This is a genomic window from Nocardia sp. NPDC058633, from assembly GCF_042717045.1.
In the GTDB taxonomy this organism is placed as follows: Bacteria; Actinomycetota; Actinomycetes; order Mycobacteriales; family Mycobacteriaceae; genus Nocardia.
Genome location: NZ_JBHXRA010000008.1, coordinates 244,926 through 263,759 on the forward strand (window position 1 = coordinate 244,926; position 18,834 = coordinate 263,759).

An 18,834-nucleotide genomic window follows, 5' to 3' on the forward strand; every position below is an offset into this window, starting at 1 on the left:
CCGACGGCCACAGCACCCCGGCACGATCGGTGACCCGAAGCCGGCGGTCATGCCACCCGCTACGCGCGACGAGCCAGACGGCGCGCGAGGACCGCGCACACGATCAACTGGATCTGATGAAAGATCATGAGGGGCAACACGATCAAGGCGATCTGCGCGCCGCCGAACAGCACAGCGGCCATCGGCAGTCCGGAAGCCAGGCTCTTCTTCGACCCGGCGAACAACATCACCACGCGATCCTCGTAGGCGAAGCCGAGCGCCCGACCCAGACCCGCCGAGATGCCGAGCACGACACCGAGCAGCACGGCGCACACGAGGACGATCTGCGCGAGCCGCGCCGCGGGCACCGCCTGCCATACCCCCTCGACGGTGCCCACGCTGAAAGCGGCATAGACGACGAGCAGGATCGAGATCCGGTCGACCGACATCACCGGTTTCGGATGCCGTGCCAACCACGGACCGATCGCGGGCCGAGCCAGTTGACCGGCCAGGAAGGGCACGAGCAGTTGGGTCACGATGGTCAGGATCGCCGTCGGGTCGACGCGCGCGTCACCGCTCGTGCTCATCAGCACGACGACGAGCAGCGGCGTGAGCACGACACCGAGCAGGTTCGACATCGACGCACTGACCATCGCCGCCGCCACATTGCCGCGAGCCATCGCGGTGAACGCGATGGAGCTCTGCACGGTGGAGGGCACCAAGCACAAGAACAGCACGCCGACGAGCAGATCGGCGGGCAGGATGCCCCGGCCCAGCAGCCACAGCCCGAGGCCGAGCGCGGGAAAGATGACGAAGGTCATCGACAGCACAGTCAGGTGCAATCGCCAGTGCCGCAGGCCTGCCCAGGCCTGCGCGGGTGACAACCGCGTGCCGTAGAGGAAGAACAGCAGTGCGATCGCCGCCTTGGTGACCCAGCCGAGCGCCTCGGCGGCTGCGCCGGACACGGGACACACCGCGCCGAGCAGCACGGTGCCCAGTAACGCGAGGATGAATCCGTCGATCGGGGCTTTGCGCAGCAGCTTCACGAACATCGACGCTACGGACGGAACAGTCATCACAAAAGGCGATATACGCTATATTCGCTATCACGAATTTCGATAGATGGGGTGCCGATGCTCGATCCCGTGGTGCTGCGCAGTTTCCTCGCGGTCGAGCACTATCGCAGCTTCAGTCAGGCCGCCCGCCAGCTCGGTGTGCGCCAGCCGACGGTGAGCGGTCACGTGAAGAAGCTCGAGGCGTCCATCGGCCGCGAACTGTTCGTCCGCGATACCCACACGGTCTCCCTCACCACCGACGGCGCCGCGATGGTGCGCTTCGCCCGCACCATCGTCGACGCGCACCACGATGCGCTGCGATACTTCGGCGGCGAACAGCTCAGCGGCCGGATCCGCTTCGGCGTCTCCGAGGATCTGGTGTCACGAGCGCTGCCGTCGATCCTGCTGGAGTTCCGGCGCGCTTATCCGCTGGTCGATGTGGAGCTGTCCATCGGCCTCAGCGAGGAGATCCATGCCGAATTGCGGGGCGACCGCCTCGATCTCGCGTTCGTCAAACGCCGCGCGGGCGAACGACACGGACAGCGGGTCTTCGACGACAACTTCGTGTGGGCGGGCCCCGCGGGGGCGGTACCCGATCTGTCGCGTCCGATCCCGGTGGTGACCTATCCCCCGCCCGCCCTGTCCCGCGACGCCGCGCTGGGCGCACTCGAACACGCGGGCCTCGAGTATCGGATCACCTGCACGACGACCGGGCAGCTGGGAATGCGCGCCGCCGTCTTGGCCGGTCTCGGCTACCTCGTGCATACCGAGAGCTTGCTGCCCCCGGACGTGTTCCCGGTTTCCGGACTACCGAGGCCACGTCCCGACACCACCCAGTTCGTTCTCATTCCCTCCTCGCGCCGAGCCCAATCGGCCCCGGAGAAGGCTCTCGCTCGGGTCATCGTGGAGAACACCGATCGGCTCAAACGTGGACACCGCGCCGGCGCCGGTTGGTGAAGGGCTCGATCACACTCCCACCCGTTCGCTGCTCGGCGGCCGGGCAGTTCAGCGCAGTGAACAGTGAAGCCGCTCGCGTGGTTACGCGCCGCACAACCACGGCGACGCGGCCGCCAGCAGTGCCGTCACGCCGATCTGGATGGTCGGCTCGGGCACCGGCGCGTATCGCGGTGAGTGGTTGACCGGGATTGTGTCGGGCAGCCCGTCGGCGAGCAGGTCGGCGATGTCGAGACCGGCGAAGGCGGCCGGGTCGGCGCCGCCGAAGTGCCAGAACACCGAGGGCACCTCCAGTGCGGTCCCGAACGTGGAGAAGTCCTCGCTGCCGTTGAACGGTTGAGGAAGCGTGAACACGCGCTGATCGCCGAAGGTTTCGGTGAGGGCGCCGAGGACCGTCGCGGTCGCGTCGGGGTCGTTGACCGTCACCGGGAACGTGTTGATCACCGTGATCTCCGGCTCCTCGACGGCACCGGAGGCGGCCGATTCCGCGCGCACGATTCGTTCGACCGCCGCCAGCACCCTGGCGCGCACGGCAGGCGTCTCGGTGCGGATCGTGATCCGCAGCTCGGCGGTGTCGGGGATGATGTTCTCCTTGGTCCCCGCGTGGATCGAGCCGACGGTGACGACGGCACGCTCGGAGGCGCCCACCTCCCGCGACACCACCGTTTGGAGTCGCAGTACGACGGCGGCGGCCAGCACGATCGGGTCGACGGTCAGTTCCGGCGCGGAACCGTGTCCGCCCCTGCCGTGCAGCAGGATCCGCAGGTTGTCCGCGGCGACCATGACCGCGCCGGGTCGGGTGCCGACGAAGCCGACCGGGGCGGGCTGTACATGCTGGCCCAGGCAGACCTGCGCGCGCGGGAAACGTTCGAGGAATCCGTCGGCGATCATCGCGGGCGCACCGCCGACCTCCTCGGCGGGCTGGAACACCGCGACGACGGTGCCGTGCCACCCTTCGCGGTGGGCCGCCAGCTGGGCAGTCGCGCCCAGCAGGCAGGTGACGTGCATATCGTGACCGCACGCGTGCATCACCGGGACGACGGTGCCCTCCGCGTCGATGCCGGTGCGCACCGAGGCGTAGGGCAACCCCGTCTCCTCGCGCACCGGCAACCCGTCCATGTCGGCACGCAACAGCACCACCGGTCCCGCACCGTTGTCCAAGACGCCGACCACGCCGGTGCCACCGACGCCTTCGCTCACCGTCCAGCCCTGCGTACGCAGGTGTGCGGCGATGACTCCCGCGGTGCGGACTTCCTGGAACGACAGTTCCGGATGGGCGTGCAGATCCTCGTAGAGTGCGCGCAACGCGGCTACCCGGGTATCGAGCCCGGTGGTCAAGACGCTGACCGGCGATTCGGTTCCGGCGGTTGTGGTCATGAAACTTCCTTGTCGACAGAGGGAACCTCGGGCACGCCGATGGCTGCCCGGAACGAGGCGGCGTTCTGGGGGGTGATGATCGCCATCACCGCCGCGATGACGGCGCCGAGCACCAGAAAACCGAACGCGACCTCGAACGAGAGATGATCGGCGATCACACCGACCACCGGTGGAGTCACCATGCCTGCCAACTGACCGCCGACGATGATGACCGCGCTGCCGACACCGAGGTACTCGGCGGGCAGCGCGCGCAGCGGCACGGCGAAGATCGGCATGTAGGCCAAGCTGGCGGCGAACATGGCCACCGACGCGAAGGCGACGAACGCGGCCAGCGAACCGGAGTCCGCCATCAGGATCAGGGCCAGCGCGGACACCGTCATGCCCGGGACGATCACGAGGCGCTGATTGCCCTCGAGCCGGTCGGCGAGTCTGCCGCCGATGACAACCGCGACGGCGGTGGCCAGGGCCGGAACGGCCAGCAGGACGCCCGCCGACGTGAGCGGGATTCCCCGCTGCTCGGTCAGATACGTGGGTACCCAGGTGGTCAGTCCCCAGCCGATCACGTTGTAGCCGAACATGATCGCCCCGAAGTACCACAGCACACGCAGTCGTAGCACGGCACGCAACGGCGGCGGCTGAACCGGCACCCGCGGGGTTGTCCTCGCCAGCGGCCGAGGGAGCCCGAGCTGGATGGCGAGCAACACCAGCACTCCCAGCGCCGCTGTCGAGAAGAAGGCCGAACGCCAGCCGAACGCGGCGATCAGCGGTGTCATCGCCAGCGGAGTGAGCACCGCGGCGATCGCGTTCGAGCTCATGATCAACCCGTTCGCACTCATCCGCTCCTGCTCGTTCGTCCGCTCGACGAGCACCTTCATCGAGGCGGGCGGGAAGATGCCCTCGGCGGCACCGAAGAGGAAACGCACGATCAACAGCACGGCGAAGGACCAGGCGAAGCCGGTCGCCGCGGTGAAGATCGACCACACCAGGACCGCGACGAGAATCATCTTCCGCGCGCCGAGTCGGTCGGCCAGCACCCCGCCGGGGATCTGGAAGATCGCGTACGCCAGGAAGAACGCCGAGACGAGCAAGCCTTGCTCACCCCTGCTGAGGTCGAACTCCACGCCGATGGCGGGCAGCGCGAGGGTGATCAGGAGGCGGTCGGCGTAGTCGATCAACCAGGCTGAGAAGAGCAGCACGACGGTGACATGCACGGTCCGCCCGGCCGAGATGCTCGGGACTTCTTGTTCCACCGACATGGCGCTCCTGTCCGCTGTGGCCGAAGTGGCGCCGGCCAACCAGGGGTCCTACGATCCGACCTGTGAGTGACATGGACACCGAAGTGCCAGAATCCGGCAATCTTGCGCCTTCTGCACCGGATTCCCGCTTCTCCGAGCTCGATCTTGCGCTCATCGATGCACTACAGACCGCTCCGCGCGCCGCCTGGTCACAGGTCGGCAAGGCACTGGGCATCGATGCGACGACGGTCGCTCGCCGCTGGGATCGGCTGCGCGCCGAGGGCATGGCCTGGATCACCGCCTACGAGTCGGCCAAGACCACCACCGTGGCCTTCGTCGAGGTGCGCTGTCGCCCCCAGGCCATGGACGCGGTCAGCGCCGCGGTGACCGCTTTGCCGTGGGTGTTCAGCGTGGAGGAGACAGCGGGAGACTACGACCTGTTGCTGTCCGTCGGTGCCCCCGACCTGCCCACACTCGGCCGCTGGACCCGCCGTGACATCGGCGCGTTGCCCGGGCTCCGATCGACAAGGACGCGAGTCGGGATCACGTTGTTCAGCGAGGGAGCCGACTGGCAGATCCGGGCCATGGGGCCCGCCCAACGCGCCACCCTGTCCACGGAACGGCCGTCGTCGCGCACGAGCTACAGCAGCCTCTCGCACAACCGCCCCTCGGCCGAGGACCAAGCGCTGCTGACGGCCCTGGGGGCGGACGGGCGGCTGAGCTACACCGCGCTCGGCGTCGCGAGTGGTCTGAGCGAGCACACGGCCCGGCGGCGTGTGCACCGCATGATCCGCGACGGCGAGCTGTTGGTGCGCTGCGACCTGGCACACCCGCTGGCCGGATTGCCGACCTCGGTCAGCTTTCGGATGTCGGTGCCGCATGCCGATCTCGAAGCGGCGGGCTCCACCCTGGCCAGACAGGCCAATGTCCGGTTGTGCGCCTCGGTCAGCGGTCCGCACAACCTGTTCGTCCAAGTGGTGCTGCACGGGCTGCACGGCATCGACGCGTTCGAAACGCTGCTGGCCGAACGGCTCCCGACACTGCGGGTCAAGGACAGGACCATCACGTTGAAGTCCGCCAAGCGGCTGGGCTGGCTGCTGGACGAGCAGGGTCGCGCCATCGGTCGCGTACCGCTGGGGCCGCCGCAGAACTGGTAGTGCGATACCGATGGAGCAGGAATCAGGCGTTTGGTCTCGACCATTTGCCGCTTTCCTGCGTTCCGCGCGACGTAATGCCCGTTGGCCAGATGCTGGGTTCCAGCCGGTTCGGCGCAGGTCACTGCCGGAGAACCCTGATCCGGCGACCGAGCCGTGACACCTTCCTGGAGGCCATCCGTGAGCGCCCCTGTTCATCCAGAAATCTGCGACGCCTCCGCAGGAGAACTCGCCCGCCGGTTGCGTGCTCGCGAGCTGTCGGCCCGCGAGGTCGTCACGGCGCATCTCGAGCGGATCGAGCAGCTCGATCCGCAGATCAACGCGATCGTCACCCTGGTCGCCGATCAAGCTCTCGATGCGGCCGCGGCCGCTGACGAACGCCTCGCGCACGGCCTGCCCGTCGGCCCCCTGCACGGAATACCTATCGCGCACAAGGACACTCACAACACAGCCGGCATCCGCACCACCCACGGCAGCCCGGCGCTGGCCGACCACGTGCCCCACCTGTCCGACGTGAGCATCGAACGGATCCGGGCGGCGGGCGCGATCACCATCGGCAAGACCAATGTGCCCGAATTCGGTGCGGGCTCACACACTTTCAATCCGCTGTTCGGCCCGACGCGCAATCCCTACGACACGACCCGCTCGGCGGGTGGGAGCAGCGGCGGCACCGGCGCCGCGCTGGCCGCGGGCCTGCAGCCGCTCGGTGACGGCAGCGATATGGGTGGTTCGATCCGCAACCCCGCCTCGTTCAACAATGTCGTCGGGCTCCGCCCGTCGCCGGGACGGGTTCCGTTGTGGCCCAATCAGACCGGATGGGCCACCCAAGCCGTGCAGGGCCCGATGGCGCGCACGGTCTCCGATGTGGCACTGCTGCTGTCGGTGATGGCGGGCCCCGACCCACGGTGTCCGCTGTCGATCGAGGAAGACCCCGCGATGTTCTCCCGCCCCCTCGCGGGCGACCTCGGATCACTGCGGGTCGCGTATTCGCCCGACCTGGGCACCTCGGTGCCGGTCGATCCGTCGGTGGCCGCGATCGTCGAGGAGTCGGCCGCGGTGTTCAGCGCACTCGGCGCCACGGTCGAGCGAGCGTGCCCCGACTTCACCGGCGCCGATGACGTCTTCCGGGTGCTACGTGGCTGGCAGATGGCCACCTCCATCGGCGCGGCGCTGGGAGACCTCGTCGAGCAGGTCAAGCCGACGCTGCGCGCCAATATCGAATTCGGTCGCGGCCTCACCGGCGCCGACATCGGTCGCGCCGAGCTGGTGCATTCGGAGCTGTTCCACCGCATGCGGGAGTTCTTCACCCGCTATGACGTGCTGCTGCTGCCGACCAGCCAACTCCCGCCCTTTCCGGTGGACATCGAGTATCCCGAGCAGGTGGCCGGCGTGGCCATGGACGACTACCTCAGCTGGATGCAGTCCTCGTACTTCGTCTCCGTCACCGGCTGCCCCTCGCTGTCGGTTCCCGCCGGATTCACGGCGCAGGGGCTGCCCGTCGGCGTCCAGATCGTCGGCAGGCACCGCGGCGAACTGTCGGTGCTGCGCGCGGGATATGCCTTCGAGCAGGCCACCCGCTACGGCGACCGACGACCGACCTGGTAGCGACCACACCCGCGTCGACCGCGCACCCGATCACGGTCACTTCCGGCTCGGCCGGGTCAGGTGCTGTCGCTGCGCCGGTCGATCAGGACGCCGATCCCGTCGAGCAGCCGGTGCAGTCCGAATTCGAATGCCTCGTCCCCCCAGAATTGGCCATGGCGCGCATCTTGGGCGGCGAGACCGATGCGCATCGACAGCGGAAACCGATTCGGGTCCACCACGGGTTCCAGTGTCGGCATGATCGCCTGCCACCATTGCGAATCGTCGAGTCCGGTGGAGTCGCGCTCACGCCGTAGGATCGACTCGATCCGCGTCATACCCTCTACATGTAGCAACAGTTGGGTCAAGACCTGGTCTTTCTCGACGTCGGTGAGCGGCGTCGACTCCAGCGGGGCGAGCTCGCGATCACGTTTGGCCAGTTCGCAGGGTCCCATGAGCGAACGAACCAGCTGCAGCTCAGGAAGCCATGGATGGGCGAGGCCCAGTGCGCGGTTGGCGCGCGCGACCTCGATCAGCCCCGCTCGCCAGTCCAAGCGCCCGAGCTGTTCGCCGTCGGCGTACACCTCCCGGTATATCCGGTCCACGGCAAGTGCTACCAAGTCGTCCTTGTTGCCGAATATGTAGGTCGCCATGGTCCGCACCCCGAGTCGGGCGGCCACGGCACGCATCGACAATCCGTCGGCGCCGTGCTCATCGAGAATCGCGGTCGCGGCCGCGACAAAGTCTGCGATCGTCAGGCCGGAGCGGCCGACACGTGTGGAATCCTCGCCCCACAGCAAGGCGAGTGTCCTGTCGAATCGCACGCTACCCGTTCACCTCCGTTCGAGATTCCGGTTGACACTACTCGAAACGATTCGATACGTTGTATCGGTACAGCGTATCGAATTGGAGATTGACATGACGACCGTCGACACCCCCGCCTTCCAGCTCGCTTCGTCGGGAAAGGTGGACACAGCCGCCCACGCATTGGGCGCAGGCACCATCGAGATCGACGCACCCCGGGAAGCCGTGTGGAACGCCCTTGCGCACGTTGACAACTGGCCCAGCATTCGCGCCGACATCTCGAATGTGGCGGCGTCGGGGCCGCCCGCACCGGGATCCGTATTCACCTGGCACGCTGCCGGCGCACCGGTTACCTCCGCGTTCGCGGTGGTGGAACGCGCGTCGAGGCTGACCTGGGCGACAACCGCACCGGGCTTGTCGATGGTCGCCGTCTACGAATTCGATGATCTCGGCTTCGGACGCACCCGCATTCGTTGCCGGGAGTCGATGGACGCCACCGCGATCGCGCCCCACATCGACCACAACGTACTGGAAGAGCTCATCCGCTCATGGCTCGAAGGCATCAAGGCGTTCACCGAAACCCCCGCTCCGAACCAGCCTTCCAACTGAGAATTCGGAGTACCGCGACATGTGCGACTGAAACGTCCCCGCTGACCGACCAGATGTGGGAGGCGGTTGCGGTCGAGCGAACGGCCCCATCCCAACCTCCACTTCGAAACACGCCCTAGTTGTTGGCGCGTCGGACAGCGCGTCGGACCAGGCCGCGAATACCGGGGAGCTGGATGGCACGCAGCATCAGCTCGCCGGCCCAGACGTGTGCGCGTGACGGTGGGGCGAATCGGCTCATTCCCCTCCGGGCCAGGGCCTGGCGTTTTCGTACTTCGGGGCGCAGCGATTCCTCCCAGGTGTCGAGCGCGGCGGGAATGTCGTTGCCGTGGGCTGCGATCTCGGTGCCGAGACGGTCGGCGCCATCAAGGGCGAGGGCGGCGCCGTAACCGGCGAACACCGTGACGCACCACGCCGCGTCACCGAGCAGAACGACCCGGCCGCGGCTCCAGCGGTCCATCACGATCTGACCCACCGAGTCGAAATAGGCGGTGGCGGGGCCGGTTTCGAGTTGACGCAGGGCGTCGGCGACGCCGCCGCCGAGATCGCCGAACGCGCGGGTGAGGGCGGGGGCGGCGCCCAGGGCCAGCTCCGCGGTCGGATCGGGGCAGCGGTAGGTGAAGAACGCCGAGGATCGTCGCGGTCCGAGGTTCATCACCGCGGCCGTACGCCCGGGGCCGATGAAGGTGGTACCGGCGCCGTCGGGCACGCGCTCGGGAACCCGGTGCAGCGGGAAGGCACCGACCATGTGGCCCAAGTCCACGAAGTACTCGTGCTCGGCACCGAAGACGAGCTCGCGCACACGCGAGTGCACGCCGTCGGCGCCGACGAGAAGTTCCGATCGCCGGTGAGTGCCGTCGGTCAGGGTGACCGTCACTTCCTCGGCGGTCTGAGCGAGGGCCCGCACGGTGGTGCCGAAACGGATGTCGACCACCTCCGCCGCCGCGTCGTACAGAGCTGCTTCCAAGTCGCCACGGAACACGCTCAGTGCCCGATCCCCGACGGCAGCCTGGGCGACGGCAGCCGGGATCCTGAACTTCTCCCGGCCGTCGGCGTGGACGAGGACCGAGGTGAAGAACCCGATATCGCGCGGGGACAGCGCAGGCACGAGCCCGAGTCGTTCGGCGGCGGCATATCCGGGTCCGTGCAGGTTCACCAGATATCCGCTGCTGCGACGGGTCGGGGCGCGCTCGATGACGACGACGTCCCAGCCTTGCCGGTGCAGCCGCAGCGCGGCGGCCAATCCGGCGATTCCGGCGCCGACGACCGTCGCCCGCCTGCCCGGCTTCCCGGCACCGTGCTGGGCAGTGTTCTCGCGAGCTTCCATTGACGACTCCTGAATTGATCCGGTGTCGGCGACAGCTGTCCACGAACGATCGCCCTGTCGTCAACTAGTAGTTGACGATAGCCGAATCGTCAACCTATGGTTGACGAATGGCCGATCCGGGGCATCACCGCGCGCCAGGGAAGAATGAGCAGATGGACGCCTCCGCCGCCCGAACCCCGTCGACCTCGGCCACACCGGTCGAGGTCCAGCTCAGCGCCCTGCTCGGCCCCCTGCGCCGTGCGGTGCTGCGGCGCACCCGAACAGCGGAGGGTCTGCCCGATCTCCCGGAGGCGCAGATCGAACTGCTTCGCCTGCTGGCCACGACCGGCGGCCTGACGCCCAGCCAGGCGGCACTCGAACTCAGAGTGGCGCAGTCGACGATCAGCAATTTGATTCGGACGATGTCGGCCACGGGCCTGGTCGATCGGGTGCCGTCACCGACAGACGGGCGCGCGGCGACCCTGACGACCTCGGCGACGGCGCGGGAACTACTGGCCAGATACGACCACACCAGTGCGGCCGTGCTGCGCGATTCCCTGGCGAAGTTGCCGCTCGCCGATCAGCGAGCGCTGCAGTACGCCTTGCCGGCGCTGCAACAGTTGCTGGCCGCGCTGGACGAATAGCGCCGATCACGACAAATAGCCCACGCTGAACCACCTGGTCACCTACAGTCGTTTTGTTACAAAAGTAAATCACTGTGGGAGTCTCGTTGCGGGTCCATATCTTCACACCTCGGTTCGGCGCCGCCAGACGGCTGGCGACGGCCGCGATCTTGACCAGTCTTGTCGCCTCGATCTCGGTGACCGCGATCCCTCCAGCCGCGGCCTCACCCGCCGACGCCGCGTCGGACCCGGTGGTCACCGTCACCGAGGGACAGATCCGCGGGCTGCGCACCGACGGGATCGTGAAGTACCTCGGCGTGCCGTTCGCAGCCCCGACCACGGGCGAGAATCGCTTCGCACCGCCGCGGACCGCGGCACCGTGGGCAGACGTGCGTCCCGCGCTCACCCACAGTCCGCAATGCCCGCAGGCATCCCCGATCCCGCTCGGAGTAGCGCTTCAGGAGTCGAGCGAGGACTGCCTGAGTATCGATGTCTACGTGCCACAGAACGCTGCTGACGCCGCGCTGCCGGTGATGGTGTGGTTCTACGGTGGCGCCTTCGTACTCGGATCCAACGCTCAATACGACTCCCCTGCCCGACTCGTGCGCGAGGGCAAGGTCATCGTGGCCGTCCCCAACTACCGCGTCGGGCCGTTCGGCTTCCTCGCGCTGCCCGAACTGGCCGACAGCACCGGCGGTATCACGGGCACCTACGGCACGCTCGACCAGCAAGCCGCGCTGCGCTGGATTCGGGACAATGCCGCCGCGTTCGGCGGCGATCCGGGCAATGTCACGATCTTCGGTGAATCCGCCGGCGGGATGAGCGTGTGTACCCAACTCGCCTCGCCGTCGGCGCGTGGGCTCTTCCACCGGGCCATCATCGAGAGCGGCTCGTGCGCGCGCAGCCCCCTCGCCCCGCCCAGCAGGGACCTCGCGTTCCAACGATCCGCGGACTACGCCGCGAGCCTCGGCTGTGACGATCCGCAGACCCGGCTGCGATGCCTGCGCTCGCTGCCCGCCGACCGGCTGCTCGATTCCCCGACCGCGGAACTGAATTCGATGGCGGTGACCTGGAGCCCGGTCCTGGACGGCGCCGTGGTGACCGCCGAACCCGAACACGCGCTGGCCGCCGGAGCAGCACGAGACATGCCCCTCATCGTCGGCAGCAACGCCGATGAAGGTGCCACCTTCATCGCCCTGCTCGACTACACCCGCGCCACCGTCCCCACCGCGACGGACTATCTGAACTGGACACGAGAACTGTTCGGCGACAACGCCGATCAGGTTCTGGCCCGGTACCCGCTGTCCGATTTCGCCGCCCCCGTCAAGGCGAAGGAACGAGTGATCACGGACGGATTCTTCGCCTGCCCCGCCCTGTTCACCGCCGAGGCGGCGCGCCGGGGCGGCGCCCAGGTGTGGCAATACCAGTTCAACGACGCGCCGCTGGGCGACAATCCGTTGCTACCGGGCGCCTTTCACGCCGCGGAAATCCCCTACGTGTTCTCGGCGTTGATGGGTGTGACCATTCCGCTGCCACCGGCCGCGGATCTGCTCTCGCGACGGATACAGCAGAGCTGGGCACGATTCGCGCACACCGGCGACCCGGTGACAGCGGATTTCACCGGCTGGCCGACCACTCCCGGCAGCACCCTCGAAATGGGAAGCGATCGCATCAGCACCGCCGACTCGTTCAGCCGGCAGCACCACTGCGACCTGTGGTCGGGCATCGGTCACATCGGGTGACCCGGTCCACAATGGCCTTGGACTGTCGACAATCCGTTCCAGCACAGCGCGGACGCGGTATCGACCGCGTCGCTTTTCGGGATCGGCCGCCCGGCCTCCAGCCAGTGGCGGGCCGCGAGGCGGCTGATGCCGACCAGTCCCCACGCATGCATGTCGGCCTCGGTCGCGCCGACGCCTGCCGCTCTCAGTTCGGCACTCACCAGGGCGGCGCAGTCGCGCATCGCGTTGCGCACCCGCCATTCGACGCACGGTTCGCTGGGCACCGGTGATTCGAACACCAGCACATACCCGCCGAGGTCGTGGTCGACGAAGTCGAAATAGGCCCGCACGGCTCGGCGCACCCGGTTGCGTGGCTCGGTGTCCGCCGCGACAGCGGCGCGGACACCGTCGACCATACGATCCAGATTGAGTTGCAGCACAACGAGATACAGGTCCAGCTTGCTCGCGAAGTGATCGTAGAGCACCGGTTTGCTGATCCCGGACCGCGCGCTGATCTCGTCCATCCTGGCGCCGTGATATCCGTGGGCGACGAAGACGGCTTGCGCGGCGACCACCATGAGCCGGCGCCGGTGGGCCCGCGCGGCGGGGCCACGCAGGCCGTACGGGGAGGCGGTCGGCCCCTCGGCATCCGGGCTCACCGTATGCCGAGGGTCGCTGCGCATCGCCGTCATCGCAGACCTGGTCGAACCGAGCAGATCCCCGGCTCCTCGATGGGTGCGACCACCGGGTCGAGCGGCTTCACGCCGTGCGGGGCGTCGCTCTGCTTGCCACGCCCGCGCGGGATGTGGGTCGCCTCGTAGACGAATGCCTCGGTCATGGTTCCTCGAAAAGGGTGTCGAGCGATGCCGAGTCAGCGATGGGTGAAGTTCGGTGGCCGCTTGTCGACGAAGGCGCTCATGCCTTCGGTCTGGTCGTCGATCGCGAACAGCGAGTGGAAGACGCGGCGCTCGAAGCGGATTCCCTCGGCGAGGGTGGTCTCGAAGGAGCGATTCACCGCCTCCTTGGCGATCATGGTGACCGGCAGCGACTTCGCCGCGATGGTCTCGGCCACTTCGGCCGCGACGTCGAGCAGGTCGTCGGCGGCCACGATGCGCGAGACGAGACCGGCCCGTTCGGCTTCCTCGGCACCGATGGTGCGTCCGGTGAGCACCATGTCCATCGCCTTGGCCTTGCCCACCGCGCGGGTGAGCCGCTGGGAGCCACCGATGCCGGGGATCACGCCGAGCTTGATCTCGGGCTGCCCGAACTGCGCGGTGTCGGCCGCGATCAGGATGTCGCAGAGCATGGCGAGCTCGCAGCCGCCGCCGAGCGCGTAGCCCGCCACCGCGGCGACGGTGGGCTTACGGAACTGCGCGACCCGATCCCAGCGCGCGAAGAAGTCGTCCATGAACATGTCCATGTAGGACTTGGGCGCCATCTCCTTGATGTCGGCACCCGCCGCGAAAGCCTTGGCGGAGCCGGTGATCACGACGGCGCCGACCTCGTCGTCACGACCCAACTCGTCGAGCGCGGCGACGATGTCGTCGAGCACTTCGGTGTTGAGCGCGTTGAGCGCCTTCGGCCGGTTCAGCGTGATCCAGCCGACGCGGTTCTTGGTTTCGACCAGGATCGTCTCGTAGACGGTCATTCGATATCTCCTCCGTCGGAGCGTTCGCGGATGTCGGTGACGATGGCGGAGAAGTCGCGGCCCGCGTCGGTCTTGTTGAACCGCGCGTAGATCGCGGCGGCGAGTTCGCCGAGCTGTCCGTCGATCCCGTTGGCCTGCAGCGCGTTCGCGGCCAGGGTGAGGTCTTTCGACATCAGCGCGGTGGCGAAGCCGGGCAGGTAGTCGTTGTTGGCCGGGCTGGTGGGCACCGGGCCGGGGACCGGGCAGTAGCTGGTCAGCGCCCAGCTCTGGCCCGACGCGGTGGACACCACGTCGAAGAACGACTGGTGACTCAGGCCGAGCCGCTCACCGAGCACCAGCGCCTCGGACAGGCCGATCATCGAGATGCCCAGCAGCATGTTGTTGCAGATCTTGGCGGCCTGGCCGACGCCGGAGTCCCCGCAGTGCACCACCTTGCCGCCCATCACCGCCAATACCTCGCTCGCGTCGGCGAAGTCGGCGGCCGCGCCGCCCACCATGAAGGTGAGGGTGCCCGCGGTCGCACCGGCGACGCCACCGGAAACCGGTGCGTCCAGCGGGCGGTGACCGGCGGCAACTGCTTGTGCCGCAGCCGCTTTCGCGTCGGCCACATCGATGGTGGAACAGTCGAGGAACAGCGTTCCCGGCGCGGCGGCGGGCAGCAGTTCGGCGTAGACGTCGAGGACGAGCTTGCCGCTGGGCAGCATGGTGATCACCACGTCACGTCCCGCGGCGGCTTCGGCGGCGGTGGCCACCACCCTCGCGCCGTCGGTGCGTGCCTGCTCCTGCGCGGCGGGGACCGGGTCGTAGGCGAGCACGTCGTAGCCCGCCCGCACCAGGTTCGCCGCCATCGGGCCGCCCATGTGGCCGAGCCCGAGGAAACCGATCGTCTTCGTCATTACCGCGCCTCCGCTGTCGTCGAATTCAGTTCCGCGGCACCGAGGGGGGCGAAATAGGCCGCCACCTGATCGTCGGTGACCTCGGCGAGTGTCGCGGGCCGCCACCGCGGATCGCGGTCCTTGTCGATCACTTGGGCGCGGATGCCCTCGACCAGGTCGGCGGAGCCGAGGGCGGCGACCGAAACCCGGTATTCCTGGTCGAGTACCGCTTCGAGGCTGGGCAGGTCCCGCGCCGAGCGCAGGGCACGCAGCGTGACCTTCAGCGCGACAGGCGATTTCGCGAGCAGAGCCGCGGCCGCCTCGGCCGCCTGTGGCGCTTCGTCGGCCTGCAGCCGGGCCGCGATCTCCTCGACGGTATCGGCGCTGTAGCAGGCGTCGATCCAGCGCCGCTGCGTGAGCAGCTCCGAGGGCGGTGCCCCCTCGGCGAACTTCGCGATCGCAGCCTCCACGCCCACGGTGCCCAGCGCGTCGAGCAGCTCGGGCAGCGCCTCGGAGGGCACGTAGTAGTCGGCGAATCCGGCCGCGATCGCGTCGCCGGCGTTCATCCGCGCGGTGGTCAGCGCCACGTGGGTGCCGATCTCGCCCGGCGCCCGCGAGAGCAGGTAGGTGCCGCCGACATCGGGGACGAAACCGATGCCGACCTCGGGCATCCCGATCTTGGACCGTTCGGTGACGATCCGATGGCTGCCGTGCCCGGCCAGACCGACCCCGCCGCCCATCACGATGCCGTCCATGATCACCACGTACGGCTTGGGATAGCTGCCGATCAGCGCGTTGAGCAGGTACTCGTCGCGCCAGAAGCGCCCGGTCGGCGAATCGGCGCCCGCCGTAGCGCCTTTCGCGTCGGCGTGGATGGCGACGATGTCGCCGCCCGCGCAGAGCCCGCGCTCGCCGGCACCGGTGACCACGACGGCACGCACCGCGTCGTCGCCGGCCCAGGAGCGCAGCGCGTCGGTGATGGCCAGTGTCATCGCGTGGTTGAGGGCGTTGATGGCCTTGGGACGGTTCAGGGTGATCGAGCCAAGACCGTCACGGACGGCGATCAGGACTTCGGGTTCGTCGGTCATGCTGCTCCGATCAGCGAGCGGGCGACGACCACCCGCATGATTTCGTTGGTGCCCTCGAGGATCTGATGCACGCGCAGGTCGCGCACGATCTTCTCCAGGCCGTATTCGTGCAGGTAGCCGTAGCCGCCGTGCAATTGCAACGCCTTGTTGGCCACCTCGAAACCGGTGTCGGTGGCGAATCGCTTCGCCATCGCGCACAGGGCGACCTTGTCCGTCGCGTCGGCGTCGAGCGCGGCCGCGGCCCGCCACAGCAGGGTCCGCGCCGCCTCCAACTCGGTGGCCATGTCGGCCAGCTCGAACTGTAGTGCCTCGTTGCGCACCAAGGGTTTTCCGAAGGCGTGCCGCTCGGTGAGGTAGCGCACCGACTTGTCGAGCGCGGCCTGCGCGCCACCGATCGAGCACGCGGCGATATTGAGCCGACCGCCGTTGAGGCCGTTCATCGCGATCGAGAAGCCGTCGCCCTCGGCGCCGAGCCGGTTGGCGACCGGCACCCGGGCGCCGTCGAGGATGACCTGGCGGGTCGGCTGGGCGTTCCAGCCCATCTTCCGCTCGTTGGCGCCCACGGTCAGGCCCGGCGTGTCGGCTGGGACGATCAGCGCCGAGATGCCGCGCGGGCCCTCGCCACCGGTGCGCACCATCATCACGTACACATCGTTGGCGCCCGCGCCGGAGATGAACTGCTTGGCGCCGGTGAGGATGTAGTCCTCGCCGTCTCGAACGGCCTTGGTGCTCAAGGCCGCCGCGTCGGAGCCGACGCCCGGTTCGGTGAGGGCGTAGCTGCCGAGCAGCTCCATCGACGCCATCTCCGGCACCCACCGGTGTCGCTGCTGCTCGGTGCCGTAGGCATCGATCATCCAGGTCGCCATGTTGTGGATGGAGATGTAGGCCGCCACCGAGGGGCACCCGGTGGCGAGCTGTTCGAAGATCCGCACCGCGTCGAGCCTGCGCAAGCCGGAGCCGCCCACATCGGCGCGCACCGAGATGCCGCCGAGCCCGAGCGGGCCCGCCTTGCGCAGCACATCGACCGGAAAGTGCTTGCGCTCGTCCCAATCCAGCGCGTTGGGCGCGAGGAACTCGTCGGCGAACTGGCGCACGGTCTCACCGATCGCGCGCTCGTCCTCGTTGAGGGTGAACATCACCGCATCAGTCCATCGTCGGGATGACGAACGCGTTGGACTCCTTGAGCCCGGCAGGCCAACGCTGGGTCACCGTCTTGGTCTTGGTGTAGAACCGGATCGAGTCCGGGCCGTGCTGGTTGAGATCGCCGAAGCCCGAACCCTTCCAGCCACCGAAGGTGAAGTAGGCGATCGGCACCGGAATCGGCACGTTGACCCCGACCATGCCGACCTGCACACGGGCGGAGAAATCGCGGGCGGTGTCACCGTCGCGGGTGAAGATCGCGACACCGTTGCCGTATTCGTGCTCGTCGACCAACCGCAGCGCCTCCTCGTAGTCGCCCGCGCGCACCACGGTGAGCACCGGGCCGAAGATCTCCTCCTTGTAGATCCGCATGTCGGCGGTGACATTGTCGAACAGGCTCGCGCCGACGAAGAATCCGTCCTCGGCGCCGTCGACAGTGAGTCCGCGGCCGTCGACCAGCAGCTGCGCGCCCTCGTCGACACCGATCTGCACGTAGTCGTTGACCCGGTTCACACCATCGAGCCCGACCAATGGACCGAAATCGGCGCCCGGGTCGTCGGAGCGGCCCACATTGAGCTTGTGCACCCGCTCGGTCAGCTTCGCGACCAGCCGGTCCGCGGTCTCCTGTCCGACCGGCACGGCCACCGACAGTGCCATGCAGCGCTCACCCGCGGACCCGTACGCCGCGCCGATGAGCTGATCGGCGACGTCGTCGAGATCGGCGTCGGGCATCACGACCGCGTGGTTCTTGGCCCCGCCGAAGCACTGCGCGCGCTTACCGTTGGCGGTCGCGGTCTCGTAGATGTACTGCGCGATCGGCGTGGAACCGACGAACCCGACCGCCTTGATCCGCTTGTCGGCCAGGATCGCGTCGACGGCTTCCTTGCCGCCGTTGACCACGTTGAACACACCCGGCGGCAGCCCTGCCTCCAGGAACAGCTCGGCCAGGCGCAGCGGCACCGAGGGATCGCGCTCGGAGGGCTTGAGCACGAACGCGTTGCCGCAGGCCAGCGCCGGACCCGCCTTCCACAGCGGAATCATCGCCGGGAAGTTGAACGGCGTGATGCCCGCGACGACGCCGAGCGGCTGACGCATCGAGTACACGTCGATGCCGGTGCCCGCGCTGTCGCTGTACTCGCCCTTGAGCAGGTGCGGAATGCCGATGGCGAACTCGATCACCTCGAGCCCGCGCTGGATGTCGCCCTTGGCGTCGGCGATGGTCTTACCGTGCTCGGCCGAGAGCAGCGCGGCCAGGCTGTCCATCTCCTCGTTCACCAAGGTCACGAACTTCATCAGCACCCTGGCCCGCTTCTGCGGGTTGAACGCCGCCCACACCGGCTGCGCCTCGGCCGCGTTCGCGATCACCGCGGCCACCTCGTCGGTGCTCGCCAGCGGAACCCTGGCCTGCACCTGCCCGAGATTCGGATCGAAGACGTCGCCGAAGGCGCCGGAAGTGCCGTTGACGTGCTTGCCGCCGATGAAATGCGTGAGTTCGCGAACCATGCCAGTCCTACTCCGTTGATGTCGGTCGCGCGGTGCGCGCAGTTGGAGGTATTCCAATAGTTGGATGTCCAAGCAACTGGAACTCTGACAGGGCAGCGGGGTGTTTGTCAATGACTCAGCCAACTATTGACAGATTGCCAACAGGGTTCCAGCTCTGGTGCGCGGCCCTAGTCAGGGCAACGGCG

Annotated in this window: 18 protein-coding genes; 6 read left to right on the forward strand and 12 right to left on the reverse strand. The window is 68.1% G+C overall.

Annotated elements, in window-relative coordinates; translation table 11 throughout:
* Nucleotides 1–59 precede the first annotated feature (59 nt).
* Nucleotides 60–1,025: a bile acid:sodium symporter family protein gene (locus ACFWUR_RS12970; RefSeq protein ID WP_378906377.1), complete on the reverse strand. Its 966-nt coding sequence runs from the start codon at nucleotides 1,023–1,025 to the stop codon at nucleotides 60–62.
* 87 nt (nucleotides 1,026–1,112) lie between these two features.
* Between ACFWUR_RS12970 and ACFWUR_RS12975 the strand changes: the two genes are divergently transcribed.
* Nucleotides 1,113–1,991, forward strand: a complete 879-nt coding sequence (locus tag ACFWUR_RS12975) for a LysR family transcriptional regulator (RefSeq protein WP_378906218.1) — start codon at nucleotides 1,113–1,115, stop codon at nucleotides 1,989–1,991.
* 81 nt (nucleotides 1,992–2,072) lie between these two features.
* Here the strand turns inward: ACFWUR_RS12975 and ACFWUR_RS12980 are convergent, their stop codons facing one another.
* Together ACFWUR_RS12980 and ACFWUR_RS12985 are read right to left on the reverse strand one after the other, a co-directional pair.
* Nucleotides 2,073–3,365 (reverse strand): amidohydrolase, encoded by a 1,293-nt coding sequence (locus ACFWUR_RS12980; protein ID WP_378906220.1) that lies wholly within the window; start codon nucleotides 3,363–3,365, stop codon nucleotides 2,073–2,075.
* Nucleotides 3,362–4,621: an MFS transporter gene (locus tag ACFWUR_RS12985; RefSeq protein WP_378906222.1), complete on the reverse strand. Its 1,260-nt coding sequence runs from the start codon at nucleotides 4,619–4,621 to the stop codon at nucleotides 3,362–3,364. Before ACFWUR_RS12985 ends, ACFWUR_RS12980 begins: the two co-directional genes overlap by 4 nt.
* Before the next feature lie 71 nt (nucleotides 4,622–4,692).
* On the opposite strand from ACFWUR_RS12985, the gene ACFWUR_RS12990 reads away from it, so the two are divergent.
* Together ACFWUR_RS12990 and ACFWUR_RS12995 are read left to right on the forward strand one after the other, a co-directional pair.
* Nucleotides 4,693–5,757, forward strand: coding sequence for an Lrp/AsnC family transcriptional regulator (locus ACFWUR_RS12990; protein WP_378906379.1), 1,065 nt, complete (start codon nucleotides 4,693–4,695; stop codon nucleotides 5,755–5,757).
* Nucleotides 5,758–5,934: 177 nt separating this feature from the next.
* On the forward strand, nucleotides 5,935–7,359 hold the full coding sequence (locus tag ACFWUR_RS12995; RefSeq protein WP_378906224.1) for an amidase: 1,425 nt from the start codon (nucleotides 5,935–5,937) through the stop codon (nucleotides 7,357–7,359).
* Between the two features lie 56 nt (nucleotides 7,360–7,415).
* Here the strand turns inward: ACFWUR_RS12995 and ACFWUR_RS13000 are convergent, their stop codons facing one another.
* Nucleotides 7,416–8,159, reverse strand: coding sequence for a TetR/AcrR family transcriptional regulator (locus tag ACFWUR_RS13000; protein ID WP_378906226.1), 744 nt, complete (start codon nucleotides 8,157–8,159; stop codon nucleotides 7,416–7,418).
* Between the two features lie 94 nt (nucleotides 8,160–8,253).
* Here ACFWUR_RS13000 and ACFWUR_RS13005 point away from each other — a divergent pair, with 94 nt between their 5' ends.
* Nucleotides 8,254–8,748, forward strand: coding sequence for an SRPBCC family protein (locus ACFWUR_RS13005; protein ID WP_378906228.1), 495 nt, complete (start codon nucleotides 8,254–8,256; stop codon nucleotides 8,746–8,748).
* 115 nt (nucleotides 8,749–8,863) lie between these two features.
* Here ACFWUR_RS13005 and ACFWUR_RS13010 read toward each other — a convergent pair whose 3' ends face one another.
* The gene (locus ACFWUR_RS13010) at nucleotides 8,864–10,072 is read right to left on the reverse strand and encodes an FAD-dependent oxidoreductase (RefSeq protein WP_378906230.1); all 1,209 of its coding nucleotides are present in this window, start codon (nucleotides 10,070–10,072) and stop codon (nucleotides 8,864–8,866) included.
* A 152-nt stretch (nucleotides 10,073–10,224) separates the two neighbouring features.
* Between ACFWUR_RS13010 and ACFWUR_RS13015 the strand changes: the two genes are divergently transcribed.
* Together ACFWUR_RS13015 and ACFWUR_RS13020 are read left to right on the forward strand one after the other, a co-directional pair.
* Nucleotides 10,225–10,695 (forward strand): MarR family winged helix-turn-helix transcriptional regulator, encoded by a 471-nt coding sequence (locus ACFWUR_RS13015; RefSeq protein ID WP_378906232.1) that lies wholly within the window; start codon nucleotides 10,225–10,227, stop codon nucleotides 10,693–10,695.
* Nucleotides 10,696–10,769: 74 nt separating this feature from the next.
* Entirely contained in the window at nucleotides 10,770–12,416 is a 1,647-nt protein-coding gene (locus ACFWUR_RS13020) for a carboxylesterase/lipase family protein (RefSeq protein ID WP_378906234.1), read from the forward strand.
* On the opposite strand, the gene ACFWUR_RS13025 is transcribed toward ACFWUR_RS13020, so the two are convergent.
* From ACFWUR_RS13025 to ACFWUR_RS13055, 7 genes are read right to left on the reverse strand one after another with little or no spacing between them, the layout of a single operon-like run.
* On the reverse strand, nucleotides 12,404–13,078 hold the full coding sequence (locus tag ACFWUR_RS13025; RefSeq protein ID WP_378906236.1) for a TetR/AcrR family transcriptional regulator: 675 nt from the start codon (nucleotides 13,076–13,078) through the stop codon (nucleotides 12,404–12,406). The genes ACFWUR_RS13020 and ACFWUR_RS13025 overlap by 13 nt on opposite strands.
* Before the next feature lie 5 nt (nucleotides 13,079–13,083).
* Nucleotides 13,084–13,233: a hypothetical protein gene (locus ACFWUR_RS13030; RefSeq protein ID WP_378906238.1), complete on the reverse strand. Its 150-nt coding sequence runs from the start codon at nucleotides 13,231–13,233 to the stop codon at nucleotides 13,084–13,086.
* A 33-nt stretch (nucleotides 13,234–13,266) separates the two neighbouring features.
* Nucleotides 13,267–14,043, reverse strand: a complete 777-nt coding sequence (locus ACFWUR_RS13035) for an enoyl-CoA hydratase (protein WP_378906240.1) — start codon at nucleotides 14,041–14,043, stop codon at nucleotides 13,267–13,269.
* Nucleotides 14,040–14,939: a 3-hydroxyisobutyrate dehydrogenase gene (mmsB, locus tag ACFWUR_RS13040; protein ID WP_378906242.1), complete on the reverse strand. Its 900-nt coding sequence runs from the start codon at nucleotides 14,937–14,939 to the stop codon at nucleotides 14,040–14,042. The genes ACFWUR_RS13035 and mmsB overlap by 4 nt, the downstream gene beginning before the upstream one ends.
* Nucleotides 14,939–16,006: an enoyl-CoA hydratase/isomerase family protein gene (locus ACFWUR_RS13045; RefSeq protein ID WP_378906244.1), complete on the reverse strand. Its 1,068-nt coding sequence runs from the start codon at nucleotides 16,004–16,006 to the stop codon at nucleotides 14,939–14,941. Before ACFWUR_RS13045 ends, mmsB begins: the two co-directional genes overlap by 1 nt.
* On the reverse strand, nucleotides 16,003–17,142 hold the full coding sequence (locus ACFWUR_RS13050) for an acyl-CoA dehydrogenase family protein (RefSeq protein WP_378906381.1): 1,140 nt from the start codon (nucleotides 17,140–17,142) through the stop codon (nucleotides 16,003–16,005). The genes ACFWUR_RS13045 and ACFWUR_RS13050 overlap by 4 nt, the downstream gene beginning before the upstream one ends.
* A 7-nt stretch (nucleotides 17,143–17,149) precedes the next feature.
* Nucleotides 17,150–18,649, reverse strand: a complete 1,500-nt coding sequence (locus tag ACFWUR_RS13055) for a CoA-acylating methylmalonate-semialdehyde dehydrogenase (RefSeq protein ID WP_378906246.1) — start codon at nucleotides 18,647–18,649, stop codon at nucleotides 17,150–17,152.
* Between the last annotated feature and the right edge of the window lie 185 nt (nucleotides 18,650–18,834).